This window comes from Burkholderia sp. PAMC 26561, from assembly GCF_001557535.2.
Lineage (GTDB): Bacteria > Pseudomonadota > Gammaproteobacteria > Burkholderiales > Burkholderiaceae > Caballeronia.
Map to the genome: position 1 here is coordinate 1,164,013 of NZ_CP014306.1, position 23,593 is coordinate 1,187,605.

Annotated in this window: 17 protein-coding genes and 2 pseudogenes; 3 read left to right on the forward strand and 16 right to left on the reverse strand. The window is 60.4% G+C overall.

The genetic code is table 11. The annotated features are described in order from the left end of the window. Positions 1–25 precede the first annotated feature (25 nt). Entirely contained in the window at positions 26–1,717 is a 1,692-nt protein-coding gene (locus tag AXG89_RS05555; protein ID WP_062168419.1) for an AMP-binding protein, read from the forward strand. 65 nt (positions 1,718–1,782) lie between these two features. Here AXG89_RS05555 and AXG89_RS05560 read toward each other — a convergent pair whose 3' ends face one another. Both AXG89_RS05560 and putA read right to left on the reverse strand, forming a co-directional pair. Beyond that, positions 1,783–2,931, reverse strand: coding sequence for a branched-chain amino acid ABC transporter substrate-binding protein (locus AXG89_RS05560; RefSeq protein ID WP_062168421.1), 1,149 nt, complete (start codon positions 2,929–2,931; stop codon positions 1,783–1,785). A 94-nt stretch (positions 2,932–3,025) separates the two neighbouring features. Further along, positions 3,026–6,958 (reverse strand): trifunctional transcriptional regulator/proline dehydrogenase/L-glutamate gamma-semialdehyde dehydrogenase, encoded by a 3,933-nt coding sequence (gene putA, locus AXG89_RS05565; protein WP_062168423.1) that lies wholly within the window; start codon positions 6,956–6,958, stop codon positions 3,026–3,028. 312 nt (positions 6,959–7,270) lie between these two features. On the opposite strand from putA, the gene AXG89_RS42005 reads away from it, so the two are divergent. Further along, positions 7,271–7,441: a hypothetical protein gene (locus tag AXG89_RS42005; RefSeq protein ID WP_162915983.1), complete on the forward strand. Its 171-nt coding sequence runs from the start codon at positions 7,271–7,273 to the stop codon at positions 7,439–7,441. A gap of 18 nt (positions 7,442–7,459) precedes the next feature. On the opposite strand, the gene AXG89_RS05570 is transcribed toward AXG89_RS42005, so the two are convergent. From AXG89_RS05570 to hemE, 3 genes and pseudogenes are all read right to left on the reverse strand, one after another. Next, positions 7,460–9,214, reverse strand: a complete 1,755-nt coding sequence (locus AXG89_RS05570; RefSeq protein ID WP_442861744.1) for a primosomal protein N' — start codon at positions 9,212–9,214, stop codon at positions 7,460–7,462. Further along, a pseudogene (locus AXG89_RS44600) lies at positions 9,184–9,738 on the reverse strand (primosomal protein N'); the annotation flags it as partial. The gene AXG89_RS05570 and the pseudogene AXG89_RS44600, both read right to left, overlap by 31 nt. A gap of 451 nt (positions 9,739–10,189) precedes the next feature. Further along, positions 10,190–11,278, reverse strand: coding sequence for a uroporphyrinogen decarboxylase (gene hemE, locus AXG89_RS05575; RefSeq protein WP_062168425.1), 1,089 nt, complete (start codon positions 11,276–11,278; stop codon positions 10,190–10,192). Positions 11,279–11,438: 160 nt separating this feature from the next. On the opposite strand from hemE, the gene AXG89_RS05580 reads away from it, so the two are divergent. Beyond that, entirely contained in the window at positions 11,439–12,284 is an 846-nt protein-coding gene (locus AXG89_RS05580; RefSeq protein WP_062168426.1) for a transporter substrate-binding domain-containing protein, read from the forward strand. A gap of 68 nt (positions 12,285–12,352) precedes the next feature. Here the strand turns inward: AXG89_RS05580 and AXG89_RS05585 are convergent, their stop codons facing one another. The 11 genes and pseudogenes from AXG89_RS05585 to AXG89_RS05635 all read right to left on the reverse strand — a co-directional run bounded on the left by AXG89_RS05585 (position 12,353) and on the right by AXG89_RS05635 (position 23,521). Beyond that, entirely contained in the window at positions 12,353–13,300 is a 948-nt protein-coding gene (locus tag AXG89_RS05585; RefSeq protein WP_062168428.1) for an alpha/beta hydrolase, read from the reverse strand. A 521-nt stretch (positions 13,301–13,821) separates the two neighbouring features. Beyond that, positions 13,822–15,551, reverse strand: a pseudogene (locus AXG89_RS05590) (AMP-binding protein). A gap of 241 nt (positions 15,552–15,792) precedes the next feature. Beyond that, positions 15,793–16,218 (reverse strand): F0F1 ATP synthase subunit epsilon, encoded by a 426-nt coding sequence (locus AXG89_RS05595; protein ID WP_062168430.1) that lies wholly within the window; start codon positions 16,216–16,218, stop codon positions 15,793–15,795. A 49-nt stretch (positions 16,219–16,267) separates the two neighbouring features. After that, complete coding sequence (atpD, locus tag AXG89_RS05600; RefSeq protein ID WP_056356281.1) at positions 16,268–17,662, reverse strand: F0F1 ATP synthase subunit beta; 1,395 nt, start codon at positions 17,660–17,662, stop codon at positions 16,268–16,270. A gap of 66 nt (positions 17,663–17,728) precedes the next feature. Next, positions 17,729–18,631 (reverse strand): F0F1 ATP synthase subunit gamma, encoded by a 903-nt coding sequence (gene atpG, locus AXG89_RS05605; RefSeq protein ID WP_062168432.1) that lies wholly within the window; start codon positions 18,629–18,631, stop codon positions 17,729–17,731. A gap of 100 nt (positions 18,632–18,731) precedes the next feature. Further along, positions 18,732–20,273, reverse strand: coding sequence for a F0F1 ATP synthase subunit alpha (gene atpA, locus AXG89_RS05610; protein ID WP_062168434.1), 1,542 nt, complete (start codon positions 20,271–20,273; stop codon positions 18,732–18,734). A gap of 47 nt (positions 20,274–20,320) precedes the next feature. Further along, a complete protein-coding gene (locus tag AXG89_RS05615) occupies positions 20,321–20,860 on the reverse strand; it encodes a F0F1 ATP synthase subunit delta (RefSeq protein WP_062168436.1) in 540 nt (179 codons plus the stop codon). A gap of 2 nt (positions 20,861–20,862) precedes the next feature. Next, the gene (locus tag AXG89_RS05620; RefSeq protein WP_056356289.1) at positions 20,863–21,333 is read right to left on the reverse strand and encodes a F0F1 ATP synthase subunit B; all 471 of its coding nucleotides are present in this window, start codon (positions 21,331–21,333) and stop codon (positions 20,863–20,865) included. A 135-nt stretch (positions 21,334–21,468) separates the two neighbouring features. Continuing rightward, entirely contained in the window at positions 21,469–21,741 is a 273-nt protein-coding gene (gene atpE / locus AXG89_RS05625) for a F0F1 ATP synthase subunit C (protein WP_047895197.1), read from the reverse strand. 133 nt (positions 21,742–21,874) lie between these two features. Next, the gene (atpB, locus tag AXG89_RS05630) at positions 21,875–22,726 is read right to left on the reverse strand and encodes a F0F1 ATP synthase subunit A (RefSeq protein ID WP_062168438.1); all 852 of its coding nucleotides are present in this window, start codon (positions 22,724–22,726) and stop codon (positions 21,875–21,877) included. Between the two features lie 183 nt (positions 22,727–22,909). Then, positions 22,910–23,521 carry an ATP synthase subunit I gene (locus AXG89_RS05635; protein WP_062168439.1) on the reverse strand — a complete coding sequence of 204 codons (612 nt, stop codon included), beginning with the start codon at positions 23,519–23,521 and terminating at the stop codon, positions 22,910–22,912. Positions 23,522–23,593: the final 72 nt, after the last annotated feature.

A 23,593-nucleotide genomic window follows, 5' to 3' on the forward strand; every position in this document is an offset into this window, starting at 1 on the left:
ACAAAACCGAAGGAGACGCAAGACCATGGCATCGCAAGGATTTTTGCAGGCACGAGACTTTCTGCTGCGTCATCGCGACGACTACGCAACCGCGTACAGGGATTTCGCGTGGCCGGAGCTGACCGAGTTCAACTGGGCGCTCGACTGGTTCGATGAATACGCGCGCAGCAACATGAACCCGGCGCTTTGGGTCGTGGAGGACAACGGCGACGAGATCAAGCTGTCGTACGCGGAGTTATCGGCGAGATCGAATCAGCTTGCGAACTGGCTGAGGCAGCAAGGCGTGCAGCGCGGCGACCGCATCTTGCTGATGCTGCCGAACCAGCCGGCGCTCTGGGAAACCATGCTCGCCGCAATGAAGCTCGGCGCCGTTACCATTCCCGCCACCATGTTGCTGACGCCGGCCGACATAGCCGATCGCATGACGCGCGGCGAAGTGAAGCATGTGATCGTGGCGTCGAACGAGACTGCAAAATTCGATGCCATCGATAAAACCAAAACCCGCATCGCGGTGGCCATTCCATCGAGCGCGGCGTTGCCCGAAGGCTGGCTGAATTTCGCCGATGCCTTCAACGAAAGTCCATCGTTCGAACCCGAAGGCCGCACGCTCGCTACCGATCCGTTACTGCTTTATTTCACGAGCGGCACGACGAGCCGGCCGAAACTCGTTCTGCATAGTCATCAAAGTTATCCGGTCGGGCATTTATCGACCATGTACTGGATCGGCCTGAAACCCGGCGATGTCCATCTCAACATCAGCTCGCCAGGCTGGGCGAAACACGCGTGGAGTTGCGTGTTTGCGCCGTGGAACGCGGGCGCGACGGTGTTCATCCACAACACGCCGCGCTTTAGCGCCAAGTCCACGCTCGAAGCACTGGTCAAGAATCAGGTCACGACACTCTGCGCTCCGCCAACCGTCTGGCGCATGATGATCCAGGAGGATTTATCGGCGTACAAGGTGCATCTGCGCGAGGTCGTGGGCGCGGGCGAACCGCTGAATCCGGAGATCATCGAGCGCGTCAGGAAGGCCTGGAACCTCACGTTACGAGATGGCTTCGGCCAGACCGAAACCACGGCGCAAATTGCGAACTCGCCGGGCCAGCCTATGAAAGCCGGGTCGATGGGACGTCCCTTGCCGGGTTACAGGATCACGTTGCTCGATCACGACGACAACCCCGCGCAGGAAGGCGAACTCGCGCTGATCCTCGACCCGAAACCGCTGGGCCTGATGGACGGTTATGTGGACGATGCATCGAAGACGCAAGACGCTATGCGCGGCGGCCATTACCGGACGGGCGATGTCGCATCGATCGATGCCGATGGTTACTTCACCTACGTTGGCCGCGCCGACGATGTCTTCAAAGCCGCCGACTACCGCATCAGTCCGTTCGAACTGGAGAGCGTGCTGATCGAACATCCGGCGGTCGGCGAAGCGGCCGTCGTGCCGAGTCCTGATCCGCTGCGGTTATCGGTGCCGAAGGCGTTCGTCGCGTTGCGCAACGGTTATGAACCGACGAAGGAAACCGCCGGTGAGATCCTGAAGTTCGCCGCGCAAAAACTCGCGGCGTACAAGCGGATCCGACGCATCGAATTTTATGAATTGCCGAAGACCATCTCGGGGAAGATTCGTCGCGTGGAGCTCAGGAAGACTGAAGAGGCGCGTGGCAGCGACGCACGTCGCGACAATGAGTATTGGGAAGAGGACTTCAACGCCTAGGCATTAAAAAACCCCGCAGCGCAGAACGCATGCGGGGGTTTTCTCAAAGCAAAAGCAATTAAACCTTACTTCCCGCCCACGCTTTGCAGCGTCGTCCACTTGCCGCCGACGACCTTGTACAGCGTGATGCCGCCGTTCTTCAAATCGCCCTTCGCGTCATACGCGAGTTGCTTCGACGTCACGCCAGGCATGTCGGTCTTGGCGAGCATCGGCAGGTACTTTGCCGGATCGGTCGAGTTCGCCGTCTTCATTGCCGTGAACATGGCCATTGCACCGTCGTACGCGTACGGCGAGTAAGTTTGCACGTCCTCGTTGAAGCGCTTCTTGTACTTCGCAACGTACGCTGCGCCACCCGGCATTTCGTCGAGCGGCAAGCCGGCCAGCGACGCCACCGTGCCGTCTGCTGCATCGCCGGCGATCTTCAGGAACGTGTCCGTCTTGACCATTTCGCCTGCCATCAACGGCGCGCGCAGGCCGAGCGTCTTCATCTGCTTGACCATCGGGCCAGCTTGCGAATCGGCGCCGCCGTAATACACGAGGTCCGGGTTCATCGACTTGATCTTGGTCAGGATGGCCTTGAAGTCGACGGCTTTGTCGTTGCCGTATTCACGATCCACGATGGTCGCGCCCGCAGCTTTCGCAGCCTTTTCGAATTGATCGGCGAGACCCTGGCCGTAGGCCGTGCGGTCATCGACAATCGCGATCTTCTTCATCTTCAGCGTCTTCACCGCGAACTCGCCGGCGACCGAACCTTGCTGCGTGTCGGACGTCATCATGCGGAACGTGGTCTTGTAGCCTTGCGTGGTGTATTCCGGCGCCGTTGCCATCGCGATTTCAGGAATGCCGGCGTTCGCGTAGATGCGCGAAGCGGGGATGGTCGTGCCCGAGTTGAAGTGGCCGAGCATGCCCTTGATGTTGTCGTCCACCAGCTTTTGCGCGACGGTCGTGCCGGTGCGCGGGTCGGCCTGGTCATCGGCGGAATCGAGCACGATGAGGACCGGCTTGCCGCCAATCACAGGCTTCGTTGCGTTGAAATCTTCAACCGCGAGCACGATGCCGTTCTGGAAATCCTTGCCATAGTGCGCCTGCGCGCCGGTCATCGGACCAGCGAAACCCACCTTTACTTCTTCAGCCGTTTGCGCCTGAGCCGTTGCAGCAACCGACAAACCCGTGACCAACATTGCTGCTGCCAGCTTCTTCATCGTGTAATCCATAAACTCTCCTGATTCCCATGTGAGTGGCAGCGCGTGCAGGGTTCGCCGTGCCCGCTGCCGTTTGTTTGAGCCGATCCGCCGCTCTGAATTGTGTTCAGCCGATCGTCATCAAATTCGCATTGCCGCCTGCGGCCGCCGTGTTCACGCTCACCGAGCGTTCCGTCAGCAACCGTTCGAGCGCGTATTCCTGCTCGCCGTCGTGGGCTTCATCGGCAAACGCTCCCGCCGATACCCCTTGCACCGAGACAATCGGTCCCGGGCGTTTCGCAACGTCCTTCACCAGCGCCATCAATTCGTCGCTGTCGCCTTCGAAGAGGACGGCATCGAATGGAAGGTCCTGGTTCTTGCGCACCGATGCATGCGCTTTGAGCGATGCCGGCAGCGCCGCCACGAGCTGTTCGCCGGCCGCGCCCGAAAACAGCGCCTTGTTGCCCGTCGCGAGCACCGCAGCAAACTGCGCGCGCGCGCCGCTTGCCGTCGATGCCACGCACAAGACCGTGCCGCGTGCGCCGAGCGTGTAGGTGTTGCGCTCGCCGGTCGGACCGGGCAGCACCGCGGTCGCGCCGGCCATCACGTGTTGCAGATGACCTTCGCACCGTGCGGCGGTTTGCGGATCGCGCTCGGCGATGGCCCAGTCGCGCAATGCGGTGAGCGCGGAAGGCGTATCGTTCGCGGCCGTCTGATCGACGACCAACGCGCTTTCCAGCGACTTCGGCAAACCGGTCGGACGCTTGGCAAGAAGACGCTGCAAGTAAAGCGCGCCCCCTGCTTTCGGTCCCGTGCCCGACAAACCTTCGCCGCCGAACGGCTGCACGCCGACCACGGCGCCAATCACGTTGCGGTTCACGTAGATGTTGCCAACATGAGCGCGGCTGACAACGTGCGCGATGGTTTCATCGATACGCGTATGGATTCCCAGCGTCAGCCCGTAACCGGTCGCCTTGATCTGGTCGAGCAGTTTATCAAGTTGCGCGCGCCGATACCGAACCACGTGCAGCACAGGGCCGAAGACTTCGCGCTTGAGTTCATCGATTGAATCCAGTTCGATCATCGTCGGCGGGACAAACGTGCCCTGCGCGCAACCATCGGGCGTCGGCAATTGCACGACGTTGCGGCCTTTCTCGCGCATCGATGCAACGTGCCCGTCGATGCTTTGCTTGGCTTCTGCGTCGATGACCGGGCCCACGTCCGTGGACAAACGGTCCGGGTTGCCCATCGCGAGCTGCTGCATGGCGCCCGTGAGCATTTCGAGCGTACGGTCGGCGACGTCGTCCTGAAGGCACAGAACGCGCAGCGCGGAACAGCGTTGGCCGGCGGAATCGAAGGACGATTGCAACACGTCCGCAACCACTTGCTCGGCGAGCGCCGACGAATCGACGATCATCGCGTTCTGTCCGCCCGTTTCCGCGATCAGCGGGATCGGACGGCCGTCGGGATCGAGGCGTTCGGACAGAGTCTTGTTGATGAGCCGTGCAACGTCCGTTGAACCCGTGAACATCACAGCGCGCGTGCGTGGATCGGCGACAAGCGCCGCGCCCACGGTCTCGCCATTGCCCGGCAGCAGTTGCACCGCGCCCGCCGGCACGCCGGCTTCGCGCAAGATACGTACGGCCTGCGCCGCGATCAGCGGCGTTTGTTCAGCGGGCTTCGCGAGCACCGGATTGCCGGCGGCAAGCGCTGCGGCAACTTGCCCCATGAAGATCGCGAGCGGGAAGTTCCACGGGCTGATGCAGACGACCGGACCGAGCGGACGATGGGTATCGTTGGAAAACTCGCCGCGGATTTGCGCGGAGTAATAGCGCAGGAAATCGATCGCCTCACGAATCTCCGACACCGCATTCGCAAGCGACTTCCCGGCTTCGCGCACCACCAGGCCCATCAGCGTATGCATCTGCGCTTCGAGCAGATCGGCAGCGCGGGCGAGGCAATCGGCGCGTTCATCGACGGGGGTCGATTGCCAGATCGGCGCGGCGGCCACGGCGTTGTTCATCGCCAGGGCGACTTGTTCCGGCGATGCATCGATCACCGTGCCGACCAGGTCACGCAAGTCGGCGGGGTTGCGGACATCGCGCGCAACGCCTTCGACTACGTCGGTGGTTTCGAGCATGGGAGCCGCGCGCCACGGATGATTCGCGCTGGCAAGCAACGCCGAGGACAACGACGCCAGCCGGTGCTCGTTCGACAAATCGAAGCCCATCGAATTGAGGCGTTCTGCGCCGTACAACTGTCGCGGCAACGGGATTTTTGCGTGCGGTAAACCGAGTGGCGTGAGCTTCGACGCTTCATCGATCGGGTCCTGCACGAGTTCGCTGACCGGAATGTTCTTATCTGCGATGCGATTCACGAACGACGTGTTCGCGCCGTTCTCCAGCAAGCGCCGCACGAGGTACGCGAGCAGCGTTTCGTGCGTGCCGACGGGCGCATACACCCGACACGGCCGGTTCAGTTTGTCGCGGCCGGTGACCTCTTCATACAGCGGTTCGCCCATGCCGTGCAGGCACTGGAACTCGTACTGCCCCGGATAATAATTGCCCCCGGCCAAGTGATAAATCGCCGACAACGTGAACGCGTTGTGCGTGGCGAATTGCGGATAGACGGCGTCAGGCGCGCCAAGCAGTTTCTTCGCGCACGCCACGTACGAGATGTCCGTATAAATCTTGCGCGTATAGACGGGATAACCTTCGAGGCCATCGACCTGAGCGCGCTTGATTTCCGAATCCCAGTACGCGCCCTTGACCAGCCGGACCATGATCCGATGCCGGCTGCGGCGCGCGAGATCGATCAGATAATCGATGACGAACGGGCAGCGCTTTTGATAAGCCTGCACCACGAAACCAATACCGTTCCAGCCGGCCAGTTCGGGATCGAAGCAAAGCGCTTCGAGCAGATCGAGAGAAATTTCGAGCCGGTCCGCTTCCTCAGCATCGATGTTCAAGCCGATGTCGTAGCGACGCGCGAGCAGCGCCAGCGCCTTCACGCGCGGCAGCAACTCGGTCATCGTGCGCTCTTGTTGCGAGCGCGAATAGCGCGGATGCAAGGCCGACAACTTGATCGAAATGCCCGGGCCTTCGTAAATGCCGCGCGATCCCGCCGCCTTGCCGATTGCGTGAATCGCCTGTTCGTACGATGCGTAATAACGCAGCGCGTCTTCTTCGGTTGTCGCGGCTTCGCCGAGCATGTCGTAGGAGTAACGGAACCCGCGCGCTTCGAACTTGCGGCTGTTCGCCAGCGCTTCCGAGATCGTCTCGCCCGTGACGAACTGTTCGCCCATCAGGCGCATGGCCATGTCGACGCCCTTCCTGATCAGCGGCTCGCCGCCCCGTCCAATCAGGCGCGTCAACGCCGACGACAATCCCGCTTCGCTGTTCGTGGTGACGAGCTTGCCGGTGATCATCAAGCCCCACGTCGCCGCGTTCACGAACAAGGACGGCGCCTGGCCCATGTGCGAGCGCCAGTCGCCCTTGCTGATCTTGTCGCGGATCAACGCATCGCGCGTAGCGCGATCGGGAATGCGCAGCAGGGCTTCGGCGAGACACATCAGCGCGACGCCTTCCTGGCTCGACAAGGAGAACTCGTGAATCAGGCCTTCAACACCGCCGCCCGTCTGCTTTTTGCGCAGTGCTTCGACGAGCTTGGTCGCCATCGCGTTCGTCTCGTTGGCGACACTCGCCGACAACCGCGCCTGCCCGATCAGGAACGGCACGCATTCCGGCTCAGGTCGCCGATACGCCGCCGTGATCGCCGCGCGCAACACGGATTGCGGTTGCACGTTCTGGGCGAAATCGAGAAACGGATGTGGCGCGCCGTCCTCGTCGGAATCGGTATGCGTGGAAGATTCGATTGAATCGGCCGCGCCGAGTACACCGGACAGTTCCGCTGGCAACTGTCCATGTTCGATGCGTTCCAGGTACGCGAAGATCGCCTGCTTGATGAGCCAGTGCGGCGTGCGTTCAAGGCGCGTCGCTGCGTCTCTCAGACGCGTACGCAGGAGATCATCGACTTTGACGCCCAGGGTGGTGCTCGCCATAACTCGTTCCTTGCCGACGTTGAACGACGGCGATAGCTTGAAAGTGGCCGAATCGTAACTCGCACATAAAAAAGGTGCAACCGCCAAATAAGGGATGGGTTGCACCTGTGGAAACCCTTATACACAAAGGGATTAGGGGTAATTGAGGATGGCGGCGTTGGCGGCAGATGCCTAGGATTCTCGCGACTGGTGATTTTTTCAGCACCACCCTAATTAATTCCTCCTTGCTGCCGATAACTCGGGTACGGCCAAAGTAGCGACGAATCCATAGCGGCCGAATTCTAAACAGCCGCGGTTTCGGGAGCAGAGGATATGAGCAACTGGATGGTCTTCATGATCGTATGGGCGATGGTCGCAATGTGCGTAGTCTTGTTCATCCGCGGAGCGCACCCGCACGTGGAGCGCCCGGACGGCGAAAACCGTGGCGGGAATCGCGATCGCAAAGCTGGCGCGTTTGCGCCCAGCGCGGACGTTGCGCGGTAAAACGAAGTCGGTGCGGGCCTAGATATCGAGTGGATCGACTTCAACGTTCCATCGAATCAGGCCTTTGACCTTGATTCCTCGCAACACGGGTTGCCAGGCCCTGAGCGCGTTCTGCAAGACCGCTCGTGACGCGCATTCAAGCAGCAATTGTGCGCGATGCACATTGAACACCTTCACAATCGTCAGCGGCACCGCGTCATAGACCGTCACCCTCTCGGCCCCAGGCAGCGCAGCAAACTCCGCGGCCGCCGCGCCCAGAAAGTCCAGCGCGACTTCCAGCGTCCGCCCTTCCGCCCGCAACATCGCCTGATAAACAAACGGTGGCAAATGCGCATCGCGCCGTTCGGCCAGCGTCGAATTGGCGAAGCCGACGTAATCGTGCCGGGCCAGCGCGTGGTAAAGCGCGTGCCGTGCGTAGCGCGTCTGGATCATCACTTCGCCAGGCAAGCCCGCGCGCCCCGCCCGTCCGCTCACCTGCATCAACTGCGCAAACAGCCGTTCGCTTGCGCGGAAGTCGTGCGAGAACAGCGCTGTGTCGGCGTTGAGAACACCGACTAAGGTCACGCGCTGAAAGTCGTGCCCCTTCGCGATCATCTGCGTGCCGACGAGAATATCGACTTCGCCCGCGTGGACATCGGAGAAAAGCGCCTGCGCGCTGCCTTTGCGCCGCGTGCTGTCGGCATCGATGCGCAGGACCCGCGCGCCCGGCACCGCCGTCGCCAGGGTTTCCTCGACGCGTTGCGTGCCACGCCCCATCGGGGCGATGTCCACGTTGCCGCAATCCGGGCAGGACTTCGGAATGCGCGATTCCCAGCCGCAATGGTGGCAGCGCAGCGCGCGTTCGGGCTTGTGGAGCACGACGTAGGCGCTGCATCGCGGACAGCCGGCGACCCAGCCGCAGGCATCGCAGGAAAGAATGGGTGCGTAGCCGCGACGGTTGAGGAACACGAGACTTTGTTCGCCGCGTGCGAGTCGCGTCTTCATCGCGGCAACCAAAGGTCCGGACAAGCCTTCCACCGACGCCCGGCCGCGTTGCTTTTCCTCTTCCAGATCGATCAGCCGCACGCTCGGCAGGACGGCGGTCGCCACTGCACGGCGCGTCAGCGTGAGTTTGACGTAGCGGCCCTGCTCGGCCTGCCACCAGCTTTCCAGCGATGGCGTCGCCGACCCGAGCACGACCGGAATCCCGATTTCCTTCGCCCGATACACCGCCAGATCCCGCGCCGAATAACGCAAGCCCTCCTGCTGCTTGTACGCGGGATCGTGTTCTTCATCGACGACGATCAGCGCCAGCTTCGGCATCGATGCCAGGATAGCAAGCCGCGTCCCGAGCACGAGCCGCACGCGGCCGGTATGTGCCGCGAGCCAGTTGCGCGCGCGTTCTCCCTCGGCCAGGCCGCTGTGCATCGTGACGATGGCGCCTTCCGGCAACGCAGCGAACCGGGTGCGGAAAGCGGCTTCGAATTGCGGCGTGAGGTTGATTTCAGGGACGAGCACGAGCGCCTGAGCATCAGGGCGGGCAGCGAGCAGATCGGCCAGTGCGTGAAGATAAACCTCGGTCTTGCCGCTGCCCGTCACGCCATGCAGCAGGAACGTGGCGAAGCCTTGCGCGTGGCGAATGGCATCGACGGCTTCGGCTTGTTCGGCTGTGAGCTGCGGCAAAAGCGCATCGCTGGCGTGGAGCAACGCGGCTTTTCTAGCGATGGTTCTAGCGCAATGTCCTCCGCCGGAACATCGCCCGTTTCCAGCGATACCCAACCGTGGGACTGCCATTCATCGAGCGTCGCGCGGGCTTTTGGATGCAGCGCGCGGGCATCCGCAGCGGGTAGCGTGGGGTTGGCAGCGAGGGCATCGGCCAGGCGCCGCAACGCGGTCGCGCGCACGGGCAGGCCATCCGGCAGATTGGCGCGCCCTTCGGCAGTCAACCTGTAGCGCTCATCGGGCGCGAGCAACTTCGCCCAGCGCGATGCATCGCGCAAAACCTGCGGCAGCGCGGGCAAGGCGACCTCGCCCAATCCGCGCTGATAATAATCAGCGGCGAACAGCGTCAACGCCCGCCATTCCTGTGCAAGCGGCGCAAGCGCGCTGCAAATGGCGACCACATCGCGCAACTTGTCAGCCGGAACATCGCTATGGTCCGTGACTTCGCAAATCATGCCGACCGCATCGCGACGCCCGAACGGAATCTGCACCAGCATGCCGGGAAGTGGCGTGGGCGCGAGGTTGTATCGATAGTCGAAAAGTGTCGCCAGCGGGTGGTCCAGCGCGACGCGAACGAAGACGCTCAATTGCCGCACCGCCCGCGAACCACAGCGCCGCAGTGCTTCCACCTGAACATCGGGCTGAGCGTTACGAAGTTAAAGTGAAACATCACAATCGCCGCTAAGCCGTGGATTATTTTTGAGATTTCGTCGCTTTCCACAGGGCTGTGGATAACTTTGTTGAGAACTTTGGTTGACACGGGCAAAAAACCGCGATCTCGCTGCTTGTGTTCGGTACCCCACATAGCGGGAGTAGTCTGAATTTCTCTTATTAATCATGCATTTGAGATGACAATTCACAACCTCGCGAAGCCCTTTTGGTATGCATTGAGGATTGCGCGCCGCAGCGTACAAAATGTGCATAAGTCAACTCTTGACATTAGGCGAACGGCCAAACCACGGGCATTTCGAGCCACTCTTGCTGCCCCGCGAATCGTCTTGCGTAAGCTTTTCGTGACGCAGCGCAGCAATCTTTTTTGATCAAATGTCAGTTCTTTGAGCGAATCGCGCGACTGTGCCGATGCACTTCGTCAACCAGTTCCGCAACGTTTTCCGGCAGTGTGAATTGCGAGATTCCGTGGCCCAGGTTGAACACATGCCCCGGATGGTTGCCGAAACTGTCGAGCACCGCACGCGCTTCCGTGCGGATCACCGCCGGCGATGCAAACAGCACCGTCGGGTCGATATTTCCTTGCAGCGCGACCTTGTCACCCACCTTCTCGCGCGCCTGGCCGAGGTTCACCGTCCAGTCGAGACCCACTGCGTCCACGCCGATCGATGCAATCTGTTCCAGCCACAAGCCGCCGCCCTTCGTGAACGTGATGACCGGCACCTTGACGCCATCGTGTTCGCGCTTGAGTCCCGCAACGACCTTCGCGATGTAATCGAGCGAAAAGCGCTGATACGCGCCATCGGCGAGCGCACCGCCCCACGTGTCGAAGATCATCACGGCTTGCGCGCCCGCTTCGATCTGCGCGTTCAGGTATGCCGTCACGGACTGCGCGTTGATATCGAGAATGCGATGCATCAGGTCCGGCCGCGAATAGGCCATCGCCTTGACCCTGTGATGATCGGGCGAGCCGCCGCCTTCCACCATGTAGCAGGCGAGCGTCCACGGGCTGCCCGAAAAGCCGATCAGCGGCACTTTCTGGCGCCCTTGTGCGTCGGTGAGTGCGCGGCGAATCTGCGATACCGCGTCGGTCACGTAACGCAACGTGGCATCGATATCCGGCACCGCCAGCTTCGCCACGTCCTCCTCGGTGCGCACCGTGCGCTCGAACCGGGGACCTTCGCCCTGCACGAAATTCAGGCCAAGGCCCATTGCGTCGGGGATGGTCAGGATGTCGGAGAACAGGATGGCGGCGTCGAGCGGAAAACGTTCGAGCGGCTGCAGCGTGACTTCCGTGGCGTAATCCGGGTTGGTCGCGAGGCCGAGGAAACTGCCGGCGCGCGAACGCGTGGCGTTGTACTCAGGCAAGTAGCGGCCCGCCTGACGCATCAGCCAGATCGGCGTGTAGTCGGCCGGCTGGCGCTGCAGCGCGCGCAGGAAGGTATCGTTGAGAAGTGTGGAAGGCACGTGGCTCAGGCTTTAGCGTTAGGCAAAAGGGCATTCTACCGGACGCGGCGGCGGGATTTCCGCCACCTTCCATGTGGTCCGAGGCCGGGGCATCGCCAATATCCAGCGCGCGGTTGCACCGATATCATCGGCCGCTCGCAACGTACAACAAGGAGCATTGATGAGATTCTTCGCCTTCTGCGCCGCCGTATCCGTTTTATCGATGGCCTTCGCGTCCGGCGCATCCGCGCAGACCGTGCAGGCCGGCAGCATCACCGGCAAGTCCGCGCCGGTGGCGAGTGCGCCGTCGGCAACCGCGGCGCCCGCTTCCCGGCTCGATGAAATCCTCGCACGCGGCACGCTGCGCATCTGCACCACGGGCGACTACAAGCCGCATTCGTTCCTGCGGCCGGACGGACAGTTCGAAGGCATCGATATCGACATGGTGCAGAACCTGGCGCGTTCCCTGAACGTCAAGCCGGAGTTCGTGAAGACATCGTGGTCAAACCTGATGAGCGATTTCACGGCGAAGTGCGACATTGCGGTCGGCGGGATTTCCGTCACGCTGGAGCGCCAGAAGCACGCGTTTTTCACGCAGCCCTACATGGTCGATGGCAAGACGCCAATCGTCCGCTGCGCCGATGCCGACAAATACCAGACCGTTGAACAGATCGATCAGCCGGGTGTGCGCACGATCGTGAATCCCGGGGGCACGAACGAGAAATACGCGAAGCAATTCCTGACACATTCGCAATTGATCGAGTACCCGGACAACGTGACGATCTTCAAGGAGATCCTCGATGGCCGCGCCGACGTCATGGTCACCGATGCCTCCGAAACGCTGCTCCAGCAAAAGCTCAATCCCGGATTATGTTCAGTCCATCCGGACAAGCCCTTCCAGTTCGCGGAGAAAGCGTATCTGCTGCCACGCGGAGATGTGGTGTTCCAGCAATACGTGGATCAATGGCTGCATTTGTCGCGATCGACGGGTGAGTACCAGTCCATCTTCGATAAATGGCTTAAGTGAAGCTAAATCGACGCTTACGAATCTGTGCGTAAGCGCCGCGTAATCCAATGGCGCTGACCGGCAAAAAGTCAACGCGGTGCGTGTAACAATTCACCGAGGCGCATGGCCGTTTTTCTCATCCACGCTTCAGCGGATTTCGAGTGCGCCTGGATCCGGCCAAAGCCGTGGGTCATGTCTTTCGCATCGATCACCTCGACGCGGCCGCCATTGGCCTCCAGAAAACGCGCGAATTCGTGCGCGTCGTCGTACAGCGGATCGTATGCAGCGCCCACAATCAACGCCCGTGCCGGTGTCCGGTCATATGACTCGGCGAGGGGGAACGCGCGGACATCGTCATCGGCGGGCGGTTGGCTGGTCAGGAACTGCGCCCAGTACCACCTCATCTCTTCCGTGCTGAGGCCCGGCCCTTCGGCATTTGCCGTAAAGCTGCCGCCTTCGAAGCGGCATCGCGCGACCGGATAGATCAGCAGTTGCGCAGTCACCAGACCCGCCACACGGTCGTTCGCCGCACGCGCCGCGACGGCCGCGAGGTGACCTCCGGCGCTATCTCCGGCCACGCCCAGACGGTTCGTCGCGAAGCCCAGCCGCGACCGATGCTCGGCCAGCCACAGCAGTGCATCGAGCGCGTCGTTCACAGGCGTTGGGAACGCAAATTCGGGCGCAAGCCGATAGTCCACGCTCACCACCGCGCAATTCGAATCCAGCGCGAGGCGCGCGACCATCAGGTCGTGCGTGTCGAGATCGCCGAGTACCCAGCCGCCGCCGTGGAAATAAACGACGAGCGGCAACGGCCCGCTGGCTTCCTCCGGCCGATAAACCCGCGCCCCCAGATCACGTCCGTCGAGCGGCAACACGATGTTTTCCACTTTGACGCCGGCCGGACGCGATGCTGCGAACTTGCGCGCCACGTCCTGGAATCGTTGCCGCATGGCCTGTGCGTCGGCATCGGCGGGGAGTGGGGGGAAGGCTTCAGCGACCTTTGCGTAGTACGCGAGCAGGTCTGCGTCGATGGTCATGCGTCTTGTCTCCATGCATTGCGTCGCCCGATCTGGCCGACGGGATTCTGATTGTGCTTAAAAATATGGGACTGTGCTAGAACATGAACTGCACAAGCAAAGTCGATCTCCACAGACAAAAAGCCGACGAGAAATCCCGCTCAGCCTTGCGGTTCAAGGGTTACAACCTGAAACACTTTGTTACGGTGACGCCCGGATTATTCGCCCACAATCACTTCAACGGTCTCAACACATATGTGATCGAGTGCAGTGTGGGAAAAGAGCAACACCACTCACTTGCGCTCATCGGTCGGCATAGCGCCGAAGCCCGGTTTTCAGGGGCATGTTTGTTGGGTTCGTTGGTCGACAAAACAGGAATCGGCCCCTTTCCCACCTTTGGTCTCCTCGCGCTAACCCCGTAGCGTGTGGTTTTTAGCGGGCTCCAGGCCCGCTTTTTTTCGTCTGGACAAACGTTTGCGCAAGAATGAAATGGTCGCCGTGATTATTCCGGCGACCGTTTTTTTCGTGTCGAATCATGCTCTTCAAGCAGTTTTCACTTCAGACAGCTTCAGCTCGTCGATCATCTGGGCGCGCATGATGAATTTCTGGATCTTGCCGGTAACGGTCATCGGCAGTTCGTCTACGAATCGAATGTGCCGCGGGATCTTGTAGTGCGCAATTTGTCCCTGGCAGAACTCGCGGATATCTTCGGGCGTTGCGTACTCCCCTTGTCTGAGAACAATCCACGCGCAGACCTCTTCGCCGTATTTACTATCGGGAACGCCGAAGACTTGCGCGGACTGAATCTTCGGATGGCGAAACAAGAACTCTTCGATCTCGCGCGGATAGATGTTTCGCCGCCGCGAATCAGCATGTCCTTCAACCGTCCAACAATGTTGCAATACCCCTGCGCGTCGAGCGTGGCGAGATCGCCGGTATGCATCCAGCCGTCGATAATCGCTTCCCGCGTCTTCGCTTCATCGCCCCAATAGCCTTTCATCACCGAATAGCCGCGCGTGCAGAGTTCGCCCGTCTCGCCGACCGGGACGATCTCGCCGAGCGGATTGACGAGCTTCACTTCCAGATGGGGCTGGATCTGGCCGACGGTGGTCGTGCGTTTATCGAGGGGATCGGTGGTCGAGCTTTGGAAGGACACGGGACTCGTTTCGGTCATCCCATACGCGATGGTGATCTCGCGCAGGTTCATCTTCGCGACCACGCGCTTCATGGTCTCGATAGGGCACGGCGAACCCGCCATGATCCCCGTGCGCAAACGGCTCAGGTCGAACTTGTCGAAGTCGGGAAGATCCAGCTCCGCGATAAACATTGTCGGTACGCCGTGAAGCGCCGTGCAGCGTTCTTGATCGACGGCGGCGAGGGTTGCTGCCGGATCGAAGGCTTCGCCCGGAAAAACCATCGTCGCTCCCGACGATACACACGCCAGCACCGCCAGCACCATGCCGAAGCAGTGGTAGAGCGGTACGGGAATACAGAGCGAATCCTGCTCGGTCAGCAGCATCGAATGCGCTATGTAACGGCCGTTGTTCAGCACGTTGTGATGCGTAAGCGTGGCGCCCTTGGGATTGCCAGTGGTGCCGCTCGTGAACTGGATGTTGATGGGATCGAATGCGCTGAGCTTCGATTCCAGGGTATCGAGTTGCTTCGTGTCCAGCCGATCACGGCCGCGGGACATGACATCGGAAAAGCGCAGCATTCCGGGCGTCGCGCCATCGCCCATGCGGATCACGGCTTTCAGATCGGGGAAGCGTGTAGCGTTTAATGAACCGGGCTCGGCGGTCTCGAGTTCCGGCGCGAGCGCCTGCAACATCTCAAGATACTTCGACGACTTGAACTGTTCCGCCGCGATCAGCGCCTTGCAGCCGACCTTGTTCAGCGCGTACTCCAGTTCGGCGAGCCGGTACGCCGGATTGATGTTCACCAGGATCGCGCCGATCCGCGCAGTGGCGAATTGCGTCAACAACCATTCGACGCGGTTCGGCGACCAGATGCCCACGCGGTCACCTGCTTCAACGCCGAGTTGCAATAGTCCGGACGCGAGGACATCGACTTCATTGGCGAAATCACGCCAGGTCCAGCGGATGTTTTGCTCCCGGAAAACCACCGCCGGACGATCCGGAAATCGCGCGACGGTATCGAGAAGAAAGCGTGAAACCGTGGCGTCGCTCAGCGCAATCTCTGTCGAGCCGCGAACATAGGACAGGCCATCGAGTGGTTCGATCTGCGGCCCGGCTTGCGTCGATGGGGTAGCCATATCCAGGGTCTCTTCCATGTGAAGTGGAAGGCTGCACGGCATGGCGCCGTGAAAGCCATTCGGAAGACTGATTGTGCATCGGGCGGATCGCGGAAGGCATTGAGTGTTACCCGCAACGCACCGTGAATATGTGCGTGTCGGATATGCAGAAATGCGCGGGAGCAGAGGGACAGCGCGGCCGGCAATAAAAAAAGCAGCCCGAAGGCTGCTTTTCCCTGAAACCTCAAGACCAGCGAAACGCTTAATGCTGACCGCGAATCTTCCGCAAGCGCTGGATCGCCGCGATCTGAGCCGTCGCGTACGCGAGTTCCGCTTGCGCGGTTGCATATTCGAGGTTCGATCCCGTGTTCTGCAGCGCTTCTTCCGCGTGCTTTTTCGCTTCGATTGCCTTGGCTTCGTCGAGATCCTGGCCACGGATCGCGGTGTCGGCGAGAACCGTCACCACGCCTGGCTGAATCTCGAGAATCCCGCCCGCGACGAACACGAACTCTTCCTCGCCGTTCTCCGCTTCGATGCGCACCGCACCCGGACGAATCCGCGTGATCAGCGGCGTATGGCCCGGCAAGATGCCGAGTTCACCCGCTTCGCCAGGCAGCGCGACGAACTTCGCCCGGCCCGAGAAGATCTGCTCTTCCGCGCTGACGACGTCTACTTGAATAGTTGCCATATCGACTCCAATAGGACGCGGTGTCTACGATCCCCGCGCCCAGCCATCCTTATTGAATCTTCTTGGCCTTTTCAAAGGCTTCGTCGATGGTGCCGACCATGTAGAACGCCTGCTCCGGCAGATGATCGCACTCACCTTCAACGATCATCTTGAAGCCGCGGATGGTTTCCTTCAGCGGCACGTACTTGCCCGGCGAGCCCGTGAAGACTTCCGCGACGTGGAACGGCTGCGACAGGAAACGCTGGATCTTACGAGCGCGCGCAACGGCGAGCTTGTCTTCCGGCGCGAGTTCGTCCATGCCCAGAATCGCGATAATGTCGCGCAATTCCTTGTAGCGCTGTAGCGTTTGCTGCACACCGCGCGTAATGGCGTAGTGCTCTTCGCCAATCACGTTCGGGTCGATCTGACGCGAGGTCGAATCGAGCGGGTCCACTGCCGGATAAATACCCAGCGAAGCGATGTCACGCGACAACACGACGGTTGCATCCAGGTGACCGAAGGTGGTCGCCGGCGACGGGTCGGTCAAGTCATCCGCAGGAACGTACACGGCTTGCACCGAGGTGATCGAGCCGGTTTTCGTCGACGTGATCCGTTCTTGCAGACGGCCCATTTCTTCAGCCAGCGTAGGCTGATAACCCACTGCCGACGGCATACGTCCCAAGAGAGCCGACACTTCCGTACCAGCCAGCGTGAAACGGTAGATGTTGTCCACGAAGAACAGCACGTCCAGACCTTCGTCGCGGAAATGCTCGGCCATCGTCAGGCCGGTCAGCGCCACGCGCAGACGGTTGCCCGGCGGCTCGTTCATCTGGCCGTACACCAGCGCGACCTTGTCCAGAACGTTCGAATCCTTCATTTCATGATAGAAGTCGTTCCCTTCGCGGGTACGCTCGCCAACACCGGCAAACACGGAATAACCGCCGTGCTCTTTGGCGATGTTGTTGATCAGTTCCATCATGTTCACGGTCTTGCCCACGCCGGCGCCGCCGAACAGGCCAACCTTGCCGCCCTTTGCAAACGGGCAGATCAGGTCAATAACCTTGATGCCGGTTTCAAGCAGTTCGGTCGAAGGCGACAGTTCGTCGAACTTCGGCGCCTTCTGGTGAATCCCGCGCGTGACGTCCGTGTTGATCGGACCGGCTTCGTCGATAGGACGACCCAGCACGTCCATGATGCGGCCAAGCGTCGGCTTGCCGACCGGCACGCTGATGGGCTTGCCCGTGTTCTTCACGATCGTGCCGCGGCGCAATCCATCCGATGCACCCAGACAAATAGTCCGGACCACGCCGTCGCCCAGTTGTTGCTGGACTTCAAGCGTCAGCTCCGAGCCTTCCAAAACGAGCGCGTCGTAAATCCTCGGCATGTCGGAACGCGGGAATTCCACGTCGATAACTGCGCCGATGCACTGTACGATCTTGCCTTCTACCAAAGCAGTAGTACTCATCGCATTTCCTTTAGATACTTGATTCTTCACTCGCGCGACAGGCGCAGTTCGATTCGACGCTGGCGATCAACCGACCGCTGCAGCGCCACCGACGATCTCTGACAATTCCTTGGTAATCGCTGCTTGCCGACTCTTGTTGTATACGAGCTGCAATTCGCCGATCACCGTCTTTGCGTTATCCGACGCGGCCTTCATGGCGACCATGCGAGCCGATTGCTCCGATGCCATGTTTTCCGCCACTGCCTGATACACCAATGCTTCGACATAACGCACGAGCAGTTCGTCGACAACCGTCTGCGCATCCGGCTCGTAGATGTAGTCCCACGAGGTCGTCGGCGTGACTGCTTCGCTGTTCTTGTCCAGGCCGTCCTTGCGCGCGAAATCGCTTGCCGACAAAGGCAGCAATTGTTCGATCACGGCTTCCTGCTTCATCGTGTTGACGAAGCGGGTGAACGCCAGATAAACCGCGCTGATCTTGCCTTCCGAATACAGGTCGAGCTGAACCTTGATCGCGCCGATCAGTTTTTCCAGATGCGGCGTGTCGCCCAGATGCGTGACTTGCGACACGGTCTTGGCCTTCAGCCGGTTCAGGAAGCCCAGACCCTTGCTGCCGATCGCGGATGCTTCGATAGTCTGGCCTTGCTGCTCCAGCTCCTTGAACTTCAGGAGCGCAGCGCGAAGGATGTTCGTGTTCATGCCGCCGCACAGACCTTTGTCGGTCGTGACGAGAATGATGCCGGCCGCTTTCGCGCCCTTGTTCTCGACCATGAACGGATGGCGATACTCAGGCGTCGCAGCGCTCATGTGCGCGGCGACTTCGCGGATCTTGTCGGCATACGGGCGAGCTGCGCGCATACGCTCCTGCGCGCGGCGCATTTTCGACGCAGCCACCATCTCCATAGCCTTGGTGATCTTGCGCGTGTTTTGCACGCTCTTGATCTTGCCGCGGATTTCCTTCATTCCAGCCATTGCTTACTCCTCGATCGAAACGGCGCGGGATGCTTCATTTGTTCCAGAAGCGGCCCGCGCCGCTTCAAATTTCGACTTAATCCGAAGATCAGTACCGAAATCAATAAGCGCCCGACTTCTTGAAGTCCTTGAGCGCGGTATGCAATGCGCCTTCGTCGTCCTTCGACAAGTCCTTGTTATCTTCGATGCGCTTGATCATGTCCGCATGCTTCGTCTTCAAGTAGTCGCGAAGACCCTTTTCGAACGGCAGGACCTGAGCAACTTCGAGATCGTCGAGGTAACCATTGTTCGCGGCAAACAGCGCGATCGCCAGTTCCCACACTTGCAGCGGCTGATACTGCGGCTGCTTGAGCAGTTCCGTCACGCGGCGGCCACGTTCCAGTTGCTTGCGGGTGGCTTCGTCGAGGTCCGATGCGAACTGCGAGAACGCCGCCAGCTCACGATACTGCGCCAAGTCGGTACGAATACCGCCCGACAGCTTCTTGATGACCTTGGTCTGCGCGGCGCCACCCACTCGCGACACCGACACGCCCGCGTTAATAGCAGGACGAATACCGGCGTTGAACAAGTCGGTTTCCAGGAAGATCTGGCCGTCGGTAATCGAGATCACGTTCGTCGGAACGAATGCGGTCACGTCGCCGGCTTGCGTTTCAATGACCGGCAATGCCGTCAGCGAACCGCTCTTGCCCTTCACTTCACCATTCGTGAACTTCTCGACGTAGTCTTCCGACACGCGAGCAGCACGTTCCAACAGACGCGAGTGCAGGTAGAACACGTCACCCGGATACGCTTCACGGCCCGGAGGACGGCGCAGCAACAGCGAAATCTGGCGATACGCCCAGGCTTGCTTGGTCAAATCGTCATACACGATCAGCGCGTCCTGGCCGCGATCGCGGAAGTATTCGCCCATCGTGCAGCCTGCGTACGGCGCCAGGTATTGCATGGCGGCCGATTCCGAAGCCGAAGCCGCAACCACGATCGTGTATTCCAGCGCGCCGGTTTCTTCCAGCTTGCGAACCACGTTCATGATCGACGACGCCTTCTGGCCGATCGCGACATAGATACAGAAGAGGTTCTTGCCCTTCTGGTTGATGATCGCGTCAATGGCCACAGCCGTCTTGCCGCACTGGCGGTCGCCAATGATCAGCTCGCGCTGGCCACGGCCAACCGGCACCATTGCGTCGATGGATTTCAGACCCGTTTGAACCGGCTCCGAAACCGACTTGCGCCAGATCACGCCCGGCGCGATCTTTTCTACAGCGTCGGTCATCTTTGCGTTGACCGGACCCTTGCCGTCGATAGGCACGCCCAGAGCGTCGACCACGCGGCCGAGCAGCTCCGGACCCACCGGCACTTCAAGAATGCGGCCCGTCGTCTTGACGATGTCGCCTTCCGAAATGTGTTCGTATTCGCCCAAAATCACGGCGCCAACCGAATCGCGCTCGAGGTTCAGCGCGAGGCCGAAGGTGTTGCCCGGGAATTCGAGCATTTCGCCCTGCATCACGTCCGACAAACCGTGAATACGCACGATACCGTCGGTCACGGAAATCACAGTGCCTTGGTTGCGAACATCGGAGCTCGCTTCCAGGCCCTGGATCCGGCTCTTGATCAGCTCGCTGATCTCAGAGGGATTGAGTTGCATTAGTCACTCCAGATAGTCAATTCTTAACCGCGCCGGCGCAAAAGGCGTCAGGCGGACAGCGCCGTCTGCATGCTCGCGAGGCGCGCGCGGACCGAGGTATCGAGTACTTCGTCGCCTACCGTCACGCGCACGCCGCCAATCAGCGACTTGTCGACTTCAACAGTAGGTTTCAGCTTGCAGTGGAACTTGCGTTCGAGATTCGCGAGCAGGTCGGTCAACTGTGCGCCTTCCAGCGGGAATGCGCTTACGATCAACGCATCGGCCGCACCTTCGCGGGAATTCTTCAGCTCGTCGAACTGCACGGCAATTTCCGGCATCAGCGTCAGCCGGTGGTTGTCCACCAGCATCTGCACAAAGTTCTTCGCCTCCGGCTGCTTGGCGAGCGGCGATTTCACCGCCGTCAACAGCAGCTCGCTGACCTGGTCGCGGCTCACTTTCGGGCTCGTCGCGATGGACAGCACTTCAGGCAGACGCGCAACCTGAGCCAGCTCCTCGACGAAGTCAGACCAGGCGGCGAGCTCACCCGCTTCGGCCACGCGGAACAATGCTTCTGCGTACGGTCGGGCGATGGTTGCAAGTTCGGCCATGATCAGAGCTCGGTTTTGAGTTGATTCAGCATCTCGGCGTGAGCCGATTGATCGACTTCGCGCTTCAGGATCTGCTCGGCGCCCTTCACGGCCAATGCCGCGACTTCGCCGCGCAATGCTTCGCGCGCTTTCACGATTTGCTGTTCTGCGTCGGCTTTCGCTTGTGCAATGATGCGCGCAGCTTCGGCCTGAGCGTTAGCCTTGATTTCGTCGGCGACAGCCACTGCACGCTTTTCGGCGTCTGCAATGCGCTGCTGGCCGTCGTTACGGGCTTGCGCGAGTTCCTGGTCGACGCGCTTATGTGCGGCTTCGAGTTCGGCCTTGCCCTTTTCGGCGGCTGACAAGCCGTCGGCGATCTTCTTCGAGCGCTCGTCCAGGGCGTTGATCAACGGCGGCCACACGAACTTCATCGTGAACCACGCGAGGATCAGAAACACGACCATTTGCGCAAACAGGGTTGCGTTGAGATTCACGGTGTTTCCTTAAACGTTGCTAATCCGGAGAGTGAAACGGCAAGGCGCTTGATCGAGGGTTGCATCGATTAAGCGCCGTCACCCGTTCCGTCCTGCGCCTGACGCCGAAGCTCAAGCGCACACTTCCGAGGAAACTCAGCCTGCGGCGAGCTTCGACAGCAGCGGGTTTGCGAACGCAAACAGCATTGCCACACCAACGCCGATCAGGAACGCCGCGTCAATCAGACCAGCCAAGAGAAACATCTTGGTTTGCAGCGGGTTCATCAGTTCCGGCTGGCGAGCACATGCTTCGATGTACTTGCCGCCCATCAGGCCGATACCGATACAGGCGCCGATTGCACCCAGGCCGATGATGATGCCGATACCGATGGCGGTCAGACCCTGGATGTTGGCGATGAAAGCGTTCATGACTACTCCTATGTGAAAAGACTTTGGAACTTAGATTTATAAAAAATTGAAACTCGAAACGATTCTGCTGATTCTTGGTTCTCCGCTGCGTTGTCCTGCCGCGATTTACCGACCTGCTGTGAGTCTTCCCTGCTTAGTGCGTGTCATGCGCCTGGCCGAGGTACACCAGCGTCAGCATCATGAAAATGAACGCCTGTAGCAGCACGATCAGGATGTGGAAGATCGCCCAGACCGTTCCTGCAACCACGTGGCCCAGGAAGCCGAGGACAGAAGCGTCCGCGCCGAAGTGCCACATGCTGCCGAGCAGGGCGATCAGCAGGAACAACAGTTCACCTGCGTACATGTTGCCGAACAGCCGCATGCCGAGGGAAACCGTCTTGGCGACGAACTCGATGATGTTCAGTGCAAGGTTCGGGATCCACAGCAGCGGATGCGCACCGAACGGAGCAGACAGCAGTTCGTGCACGAAGCCGCCAACGCCCTTGATCTTGAAGTTGTAGTAGATCATCAGCACGAACACGCCGATGGCGATACCGAGCGTGCCGTTCAGGTCGGCCGTCGGGACCACGCGCATGTGCGGGAACGTCTCGGTCAGACCGAGCCAGCCGATCACGCGCGTCGGCAGGTCAACCGGGATGAAGTCGAGCGAATTCATGAGCGCAACCCACACGAACACCGTGAGCGCGAGCGGGGCGATGAAACGGCGGCTACCGTGGATCATCGACTTCGACTGGTCTTCGACCATCTCGACCAGCATCTCGATTGCGCACTGAAAACGTCCCGGCACGCCGGACGTCGCTTTGCGCGCTGCCAGACCGAGGATGATGATCGTGACAATGCCGCAAAGAATCGACCAGAACAGCGTGTCGAGATTCCAGACGTGGATATCGAAGATCGACGTCTGCTGAGAAGTGGAGAGATTCTGCAAATGGTGCGCGATGTACTCCGACGGATCCATCGCGTGCGTTCCTTCGCTAGCTGCCATAACTTTAAAGCCACCCAAATTGTCGAAAATCTTCCGCCGCCCGTGTGATCCTCCAGCCGCCATTCAAGGGCGATCGGCAGGGCACGGGCCCGCGTGCAGGAGGTGAAGCATCCGCACGTATTAATCTGCTCTGTTACCGTAACTACGTCACTTACCTGGCACGTCAGGTTCGTCAGCCGCGACCTACTTCCACGCCATTGCTATCCAGTACGTCTTCAGCGCGATCAGATACGTGACCAGCAGCGGTATCCACAGGACGCCCTTGAAACCGTACGCAATGGCGACGAACATCGCAATCGTCGCGCCCATCTTCATGGCTTCGCCGATCACCCAGCTCGCAATGGTTTCAGCGCCGCTCTTCGCCTTCAGCCGTGCTGCGAACAACGCGCTCGGCACCCAGCAAATTGCGCCACCCAGGAACGCTGACAGCGCCACGTCGCCCGGCACAGCAATACCCGGCGGGCTGTAAAACAGCCACCAGACCAACGTCGCAACCAGGGACAAAACCATTTGCGCCGCCACGACCTTAAACGGCGTGACACGCGATGAACGACTCACCTCGGGACCAAACAGCGTCTCCGCCTCTGCCCGCGTCAGCGGAACAGTATTGTTATCTTTCGCTTCAGCGTCCCACGAATCGTCGAACGGACGATTCGACGTGTGGCGCGCCTGACCTGAAGAAACCGGTGTGGGATTTGAACTGGTTGAACCAGGTTCAGTCAAATCTGCGGCAGGGCTTGAAACGCGCCCATCATTTCCGCCTTCCGGCGCTCGATCCTGCTCTCGCACCGCCATCACACATCTCACTAAAGTCAGTCACAACCTGCGCATTTGCCGTTGGTTTGTCGCCTGAAGGAGCAACATACT